This window comes from Pseudidiomarina halophila, assembly GCF_003987215.1.
Taxonomy (GTDB): domain Bacteria; phylum Pseudomonadota; class Gammaproteobacteria; order Enterobacterales; family Alteromonadaceae; genus Pseudidiomarina; species Pseudidiomarina halophila.
Window position 1 is genome coordinate 1,262,114 of sequence record NZ_PIPW01000001.1, and the last position, 7,930, is coordinate 1,270,043.

Annotated in this window: 6 protein-coding genes and 2 rRNA genes; 3 read left to right on the forward strand and 5 right to left on the reverse strand. The window is 48.6% G+C overall.

Translation table 11 applies throughout. From position 1 onward, the window contains the following. The first annotated feature begins 8 nt into the window (after positions 1 to 8). From CWI69_RS05955 to nspC, 3 genes are all read left to right on the forward strand, one after another. Positions 9 to 1,934: a tRNA(Met) cytidine acetyltransferase TmcA domain-containing protein gene (locus CWI69_RS05955; protein WP_126762739.1), complete on the forward strand. Its 1,926-nt coding sequence runs from the start codon at positions 9 to 11 to the stop codon at positions 1,932 to 1,934. Between the two features lie 83 nt (positions 1,935 to 2,017). Further along, positions 2,018 to 3,217 (forward strand): saccharopine dehydrogenase family protein, encoded by a 1,200-nt coding sequence (locus tag CWI69_RS05960; protein ID WP_126762741.1) that lies wholly within the window; start codon positions 2,018 to 2,020, stop codon positions 3,215 to 3,217. Between the two features lie 4 nt (positions 3,218 to 3,221). Continuing rightward, complete coding sequence (nspC, locus tag CWI69_RS05965; RefSeq protein WP_126762743.1) at positions 3,222 to 4,358, forward strand: carboxynorspermidine decarboxylase; 1,137 nt, start codon at positions 3,222 to 3,224, stop codon at positions 4,356 to 4,358. 55 nt (positions 4,359 to 4,413) lie between these two features. Here the strand turns inward: nspC and CWI69_RS05970 are convergent, their stop codons facing one another. The 5 genes from CWI69_RS05970 to CWI69_RS05990 form a co-directional block, all read right to left on the reverse strand. Next, a complete protein-coding gene (locus CWI69_RS05970) occupies positions 4,414 to 5,160 on the reverse strand; it encodes a type III pantothenate kinase (RefSeq protein WP_126762745.1) in 747 nt (248 codons plus the stop codon). Continuing rightward, positions 5,150 to 6,154, reverse strand: coding sequence for a bifunctional biotin--[acetyl-CoA-carboxylase] ligase/biotin operon repressor BirA (birA, locus tag CWI69_RS05975; RefSeq protein ID WP_126762747.1), 1,005 nt, complete (start codon positions 6,152 to 6,154; stop codon positions 5,150 to 5,152). The genes CWI69_RS05970 and birA overlap by 11 nt, the downstream gene beginning before the upstream one ends. After that, complete coding sequence (murB, locus tag CWI69_RS05980; RefSeq protein ID WP_126762749.1) at positions 6,151 to 7,152, reverse strand: UDP-N-acetylmuramate dehydrogenase; 1,002 nt, start codon at positions 7,150 to 7,152, stop codon at positions 6,151 to 6,153. Before murB ends, birA begins: the two co-directional genes overlap by 4 nt. A 326-nt stretch (positions 7,153 to 7,478) precedes the next feature. Next, positions 7,479 to 7,593, reverse strand: a 5S ribosomal RNA gene (gene rrf, locus CWI69_RS05985). A 221-nt stretch (positions 7,594 to 7,814) separates the two neighbouring features. Then, positions 7,815 to 7,930, reverse strand: a 23S ribosomal RNA gene (locus tag CWI69_RS05990); the annotation flags it as partial.

Consider the following 7,930-nt stretch of genomic DNA (forward strand, 5'->3'; position numbering starts at 1 on the left):
GCACGGGTATGTTCCTTGAGCAAGCGTTCACAAATGCGCGTAACCATCTAAAAACAGCACGGCAACGTGCTGTTTTTATTTTTACACCAACCAACACGGACACGCGCAGCCAGCTTCTTACCCAGCTACATCAACTCATTCCTGACGCTGTCTGCTTCAGCGATACGCCGGCAAATGGTAAAACCATGCATCGCTACAGGGATGCCTTAGGGCAGACCAGTAGGGATGTGATACTTGACTATCAGAACCTCATTCATGCCGACGCATTAGCCGCTTTAACAGGCACAGTTTCAGGTGGTGGCTGCTTATGGGTCATCCTGCCATCACAAAGTTCACCATTTCAGGACAGGTTGCTGGCAAGCGTTGCCCGATCCGAACTCATCCGTCACATAAACAGCTGGTCAGACTTAACAACGCATCTGTCAGCTATTAAAGAACTTAATTTAGCACTATCACCACCTCCGGAGTTCCCTTCAAAAGAACAGCAATCCGTTATCCATGCAATGTGCCACACATCGACTACCACCCACTTGCTGCTGGCAGATAGAGGTCGCGGGAAAAGTACGACCATGGCACTGGCGATAAAAGCAGCGGGCTATAATTCGCAGCGACCAATTTTAGTCACTGCATCACAACCACAAGCCGCAGCAACCCTACTCGAACACAGTGAAGGCGGTGCAACCTTCCGTGCCTGGGATCGCTTACTTAAAGATGCTGAGAGTTATGGCTCTACCCTGGTTATTGATGAGGCAGCGGCTATACCACTACACATTCTGAAAGAACTAATGAGCCATTACCGGGTATGGGCGATTGCCACAACAGTGGACGGCTACGAAGGCTGCGGTAAAGGCTTCGCCTTGCGCTTTCTCAGCTGGCTACAGCAGTCGACGACAGTTCAGCAGCATACACTGACTGAACCCTTACGCTGGAGCGCCACAGATACTGTTGAGCCGTGGCTGAACAATCTGCTAATGCTCACTGAAACACAGTTGCCACAGCCGCCGCAGTCTTTGCCTGTATTGCGCTGGAACTTTGTCCATGCGAGCGAGCTCAGCGATCACGCTTTACAACAGGTCATGACGCTGTTGCTTGAGGCACATTACCAAAGCAGCCCGAACGATCTACGCTTGCTGCTTGACGACCCAAGGCAACAGTTAGCACTGCTTTATGCTAACGAACAAATTGTTAGTGTTTGCTGGCTCGCATACGAAGGCCCCATCGATAGCTCCCTGAGCCCGCTAATTCTGCGGGGCCAGCGACGACTAAAAGGCCAGTTGTTACCCCAGGCGATCGGTTTTTACCGGCAACAATCGACTTGTTTAGACTGGCGCTGGTTACGCATCGTACGCATTGCCTCGCATCCTCAGTTGCTGCGTCAGGGCATCGCCAGCATTATGATCAGCAAGCTTATTGCAGAAGCCAGCGAGCGAGGTATTGACGCAGTCGGTACCAGCTTTGGCGTCACTGAGGAGGTCGCCGCGTTCTGGCGTACCACCCCATTTGTGGAAATTCGGCGTGGCCAGAAGAAGAATATGGCGAGCGGTGAAGTCAGCGCAATCTGGGCCATGGGTCTTAGCCAAATGAGTCAACGGCTTATTACCCAATTGCAGCAGCTGCATGCAGTGGAGCTTGCCTGGCAGCAGCAACGAGCATTCAGCACTGACCTTTCGATCGAAGCCACCGTTTTACCTATTTTAAGGGGCTTTGCTGCCGGTCACTTGCCTCTCTCAAATGTGCGTTTTGCCTGGTGGTATTTACTCCGTCAATACGGCCCGCAAAAGCTATTTGACTCCCAGCCCGAAGGACTTTTCGATCCCGCGTTTGAGGTTGCGGATCTGGTTCAACTCAACCACTTCGCGAGCCGCAGTGAATTCGAACAAATGCTTAGAAAGAACATTGCTGACTATCTGCGCGAACAATCATTCCCCGGCTAACAACGGATGCCGTTTCAGCAAAAATATGCTATCTTTCAAACTTTATGTCACCCGTTTATTGAACCAAAAAAAGGGTTGTATACATGTCTCGAGTACTAATTATTGGCGCCGGCGGTGTTGCCGGAGTCGTTGTCAAAAAATGCGCAATGCTACCGGAGTACTTTTCCGAAATTCATTTGGCCAGCCGTACCGTTGCTAAATGTGAAAAGTTACAGGCAGAAGTCGGTAAAGATCGCGTCGTTGGCGTATACCAGGTTGATGCGGATAAAGCCGATGAGGTTGCCGACTTAATCCGTCAGGTTGAGCCTGCGCTGGTTATTAATGTCGCCCTGCCATATCAAGACCTGCCCATCATGGATGCTTGCTTGGCAACTGGTGTGCATTATCTTGACACTGCCAACTATGAGCCAAAAGATGAGGCTAAATTCGAGTATTCATGGCAGTGGGCTTATCATGAGCGCTTTAAAGAAAAAGGCATCATGGCGCTACTTGGAGCTGGCTTCGACCCGGGTGTAACAAATGTCTTTACCGCTTACGCGGCCAAGCACTATTTTGACGAAATTCATTATCTCGATATCGTTGACTGTAACGGTGGCGATCATGGACAGGCATTTGCGACCAACTTTAACCCAGAGATAAATATTCGCGAGATTACCCAGCGCGGTAAATTCTGGGAAAACGGCGAATGGCACGAAACAGATCCAATTAGTGTACGTGAAGATCTCGACTACCCAAATGTAGGCGTACGCGCATCCTACTTGCTGTTCCATGAAGAGCTTGAGTCGTTGGTTAAACATTTCCCGACGATTAAACGCGCGCGTTTCTGGATGACCTTTGGTGAGCAATATTTAACGCATCTTCGCGTATTGGAAAACGTTGGTATGACGTCAATTCAGCCGGTCGACTTCCAGGGACAGAAGATTGTGCCTCTAGAGTTTCTGAAAGCGGTACTGCCTAATCCTGGCTCATTGGCTGAAGGCTACACGGGTCTAACTTGTATCGGCACTTATGTGACCGGTGTAAAAGATGGAAAAGAAAAAACCATCTTTATCTATAACAACTGTGACCACTCTGTATGTAACGCCGAGGTCGGTGCTCAAGCGGTGTCTTATACCACAGGCGTACCAGCAATGATTGGCGCTTCAATGATGCTGCAGGAGCATTGGATGAAGCCTGGCGTCTGGAACATGGAACAATTTGATCCAGACGAATTTATGGAACGACTCAACAAATATGGCCTGCCATGGCAGGTGGTTGAGTGCGAATCACCTTTCAAGCGTTGATCCTATGACTCAGTCGTATTCAACAGAAGCTATTCCATCGCCTTGTTACGTATGTGATGAGGCGTTGTTAGAGCGTAATTTAAAGTTAATGGAACGCGTCCAGCGTGAGAGCGGTGCGCAAATCATTCTTGCGCTGAAGGGTTTTTCGATGTGGAGTACCTTTCCCCTCATCCGTGAATATCTGGTCGGTTGTACCGCAAGCTCAGTATGGGAAGCTAAACTGGCGGCTGAGGAGTTTGGCCGCGAAGTTCATGCCTATGCGCCAGGTTACAAGCCCGCAGAGATGGATACCTTATTGCCATTAGTGAATCATATTTCATTTAATAGCTTGAGTCAGTGGCAAGCTTACCGTGATCAGGTGTTAGCGTCCGACGTGTCGCCCGGTTTACGGGTTAACCCTGAACATCAGGAAGCAGAAACTGAACTCTACGATCCTAGCGCGCCGGGTTCGCGATTGGGGATTCGGGCTACAGATCTTGATGGTGCGGATTTAAGCGGTATCGAAGGCTTACACGTGCACAATCTGTGTGAATGTGATTCATTCGCACTCGAGCGTACGTTACAGGCAGTTGAAGCAAGATTTGGCGATTTGTTGCATAAAATGAAGTGGTTAAATCTCGGTGGTGGTCATCTGATGACACGCCATGGTTATGATGTCGAGCATTTGATCAAGCAATTAAAGCGCTTACGTGAAACCTACGACCTGCAAGTCATTCTTGAACCCGGCTCTGCCGTGGCCTGGCAAACAGGACCGTTAGTCGCAGAAGTAGTTGATATCGTAGAAAACGAAGGTCAAATCGCGATTCTCGATATCTCTGCCACAGCACACATGCCAGACGTACTGGAAATGCCTTACCGGCCGACTATAACCGGAGCGCGTGAACCCGGAGTGTTAAAGCATACATATAAGTTGGGTGGTAATTCCTGTCTTGCCGGTGACGTTATCGGATTGTATAGCTTTGATGAGCCATTGCGTCCTGGCAGTCGTGTTATCTTCGAAGATATGATGCATTACACTATGGTGAAAACGTCGTTTTTTAACGGGGTAGAACATCCGAGTATTGGCATCCTGAGGCGTGATGGGAGCTTTGATTTGATCCGTAAATTTACCTACGAAGATTTCCGGGCGCGATTATCCTGAGGTAAAAAGAGCACCTATACTGACACAGGTTACAGGTGCTCTTTTATTTTGTTTTTCAGTCGTTACGGGCATACAGAGCTAACCCCTGCAACACCAGTTCACTGCGTAACTCACCACGGCGTTTTAGCTCAACGGGCAATAGCGGTGTTGAACCGCCACTGAATAATAAACGGAAATCAAACCAGTCGAATTCTGTTTCTGTAACATACAGCGCCTGGCGTACGATTCCTGCGAACATATTCACACAGCCATCCATAAGCCCTTCCGGAGTGCTGGTACCCAATTTATTGGCGCGCCCCCACATATTTGTTCCATGGGTAAAAACACGCGGTGCGCGCTCAACTACAGCCCGTTGCATTAGATCGACACCCGGGGCAATCCAGCCACCCAAATGCTGACCTTCACCATCAATCCAATCGACTGTAATAGCCGTGCCTGCATCAACGATCAGGGTTGGCTTGCGAACTTCATTGTAGGCACCCAGCATGGCTAACCAGCGATCAACTCCCAGATGTGTTGGCTCCTGATAGGCATTACGTACGCCAAAATTGCTAGCTTCTGAAGCTACGGTATGCAGCTTCGCTGACTGGCATTCCCGCTGCAACCATTCCTGCAAAAGGGTCTGTTGCGGTGCACCCCCCACTAATGCAAGCCACACAGCGTCAACAGATGCATCAAGACGTGTTGGTCTTAGCTCATCATAGGGCAGGTTAAAAAGCGGTTCCAAATGACCGTCAGCGTCCATTTGGGCAACTTTAACTCTGGTATTTCCTGCATCAATCAGCAACTTTTTAGGATTCATAACGTAAACTTACTTCTCCTGCGTGAAAACGCTCCAACTCACCATCTACCGCAACTAACAGGGACCCGTCTTCCGCAATACCTTGCGCGTAACCGGCTATAACTTTTTCACCTAGTTGAATACGAACTTCGCGATCCTGAAGCCGATCGAAGGCGTTCCACCTTTCAATAAAAGGGGCGAGACCCTCAACTGCGTAGGACTGCAGCGCATCGCGCAGTTCTGCAATCAGTTTTGCTACTAATTCGTTACGTCGTACCGGCCCGTTAAGTTGTTTTTCAACATCGGTCCAGGGCTGATCAATAGGGGCTTCGAGCCAATCCGGCATACGCAGATTAATACCAACGCCAATAATTGCATGACCCGAATCAATCGCCTGTCCTTCGAGTTCGATTAAGATACCAGCGAGCTTTTCGCCGTTTACCAGAACATCATTCGGCCATTTTAGCTGCACATTACTTATCCCGATGGCGGTCAAAGTTTCGGCTAATGCTGTACCAATAGCAACGCTAAGTCCCATTGCAGCAGACATGCCATGTTCCAGCGGCCAGTACATACTTAGATAAAGGTTGGAAGCGAATGGTGAGTACCAGACCTTACCACGCCGACCCCGACCTGCTGTTTGCGCTTCTGCGACAACAGTATAACCAGCTGGCAATGAACCATGCTCCCGTAACCGTGTCCGCAACACATCATTACTCGAGGTGACAACGCGGGCGACTTCAATATTCTCAGCACTAAGTTTACTACCCTGATTATGCTCATTAACGGCCTGGATAATGTCCTTCTCGTGTAGTAATTCTATAGCCCTGGCTAACCGGTAACCTTTGCCGGTTACCCGAAAAACGTCCAGGCCAAGAGCCTGTATATCTTTAATATACTGACTGATCGCGGTTCGGGTCACACCAATTTCTTCACCGATACACTGGCCCGAGTGGAATGCCCCGTCAGACAGCAGCTCGATAACCTTAATGACACGTTCATCACGCTTGCTCATGCGCTCATAAGTCCTTTTTTATCCAGCAGACGAACTTCAATCTCCAGTTCGATTGCGAACTCCTCATAAACTTTATCCTTAATCAGCTTCGCCAGCTTAAGGAGATCAGTACCGCTCGCTCCACCTTTATTAACCAGTACCAGAGCCTGTTTATCATGCACGGCAACGCCGCCACATGTTGTACCCTTAAGACCAAGGCGATCTATCAACCACCCCGCAGCAACCTTCACATGGTTATCATCTACCGTATATTTCGGCAGGTCGGGAAACCGCGCGACCAAAGTCGCAAAATGCTGAACTGAAATAACAGGGTTCTTAAAAAAGCTTCCTGCGTTTGGCAACACCGCCGGATTTGGTAGTTTGCTATTTCTTATAGTAATAACCGTATCCATCACTTCTGTTGCTGATGCGTCGTTAGGCAAGCCGGCCAAGGCGCCGTAACTCAAATTTGGTTGCCAGTTTTTCGGCAGGGAAAAATTCACATAGGTAATCACATAGCGTCCGGCATTTTGTTTAAATAAACTATCCCGATAGGCAAAACCGCATTCATTCTTAGCGAAGCTAACAAACTCCTTCTTCTTACGATCCCACGCTTCTACGGAGCTTATAAACTGAGCCGCCTCTACCCCATAAGCTCCAATATTCTGAACCGGCGCTGCGCCGACGCTGCCGGGAATAAGAGCCAGGTTTTCCAGACCAGGCATTCCATCTTTGAGGGTTTTAAGCACCAGTTTATGCCAGTTCTCTCCTGCGCCAATGCGTAGCTCGTAACTCGCTTCGGTCTCGGAACATTCGTAGCCTGAAATGGCTACGCGCAGAATCCGGCAGGCGAAATCCTCTGTGAAAATAGTGTTACTACCTTCACCGAGAACATAATAATCATCTTTAAGTTGCGCCAGATCATCGGCCGAGGTCAACTCAACGACGGCGTGCGCCCGGTAAGGCAACCTGAAAGTATGTAATTCTTTTAATGAGATTAATTTATGCGTCGTTGTCATAGGCATATTCTAAACCAGCAGCTGATTTTAATGAAGAACAAAGAGTAAGAGCAAGGGCGTTGTTGGTTATTGTAAGAGCAAGAGCGTTGTTGGTTATTGGATATTAGTTATTGGAAGAGCGAGAGCGTTGTTGGTTATTGGATACTAGTTATTGGAACAGCGTTTTGGTTTTTCGGTTTAAACCAATAACTGATATCTAATAGCGAACAACGCTTTTGTTTTTTGGTTTAAACCAATAACTGATATCTAATAGCGAACAACGCTTTTGCTGTTCTGCAGACATAAAAAAACCCCGAGCGTTAGCTCGGGGTCTCTTCTTAATTAAAGCCTGGCGGTGTCCTACTCTCACATGGGGAAACCCCACACTACCATCGGCGCTGAAGCGTTTCACTACTGAGTTCGGAATGGATCAGGTGGTTCCACTTCGCTATGGCCGCCAGGCATAAACTGTTAAACAACATAAACTAAGCTGATTGCTAAAGTGAGTGCCACTCTGCTTGTCTCGCCTGTGGTTCGTACGTTTGTACAAATCTGCAGGCTTCCCCGTAGTAGAACTACGGGCTACGTGTGTACGTAGCTATAATTTGGTAAAAGGTTCGAACTTGCCCCGTAGTAGAACTACGGGCTACATCGTTGACAACCCTAAACACCTTCGGTGTTGTATGGTTAAGCCTCACGGGCAATTAGTACGGGTTAGCTCAACGCATTACTACGCTTCCACATCCCGCCTATCAACGTCGTCGTCTTCAACAACCCTTCAGAGCACTTACGTGCTAGT

Coding starts and splice junctions, on each gene's coding strand:
- CWI69_RS05955 (WP_126762739.1), top strand. CDS start 9: ATGTTCCTTGAGCAAGCGTTCACAAATGCGCGTAACCATCTAAAAACA.
- CWI69_RS05960 (WP_126762741.1), top strand. CDS start 2,018: ATGTCTCGAGTACTAATTATTGGCGCCGGCGGTGTTGCCGGAGTCGTT.
- nspC (WP_126762743.1), top strand. CDS start 3,222: ATGACTCAGTCGTATTCAACAGAAGCTATTCCATCGCCTTGTTACGTA.
- CWI69_RS05970 (WP_126762745.1), bottom strand. CDS start 5,160: ATGAATCCTAAAAAGTTGCTGATTGATGCAGGAAATACCAGAGTTAAA.
- birA (WP_126762747.1), bottom strand. CDS start 6,154: ATGAGCAAGCGTGATGAACGTGTCATTAAGGTTATCGAGCTGCTGTCT.
- murB (WP_126762749.1), bottom strand. CDS start 7,152: ATGACAACGACGCATAAATTAATCTCATTAAAAGAATTACATACTTTC.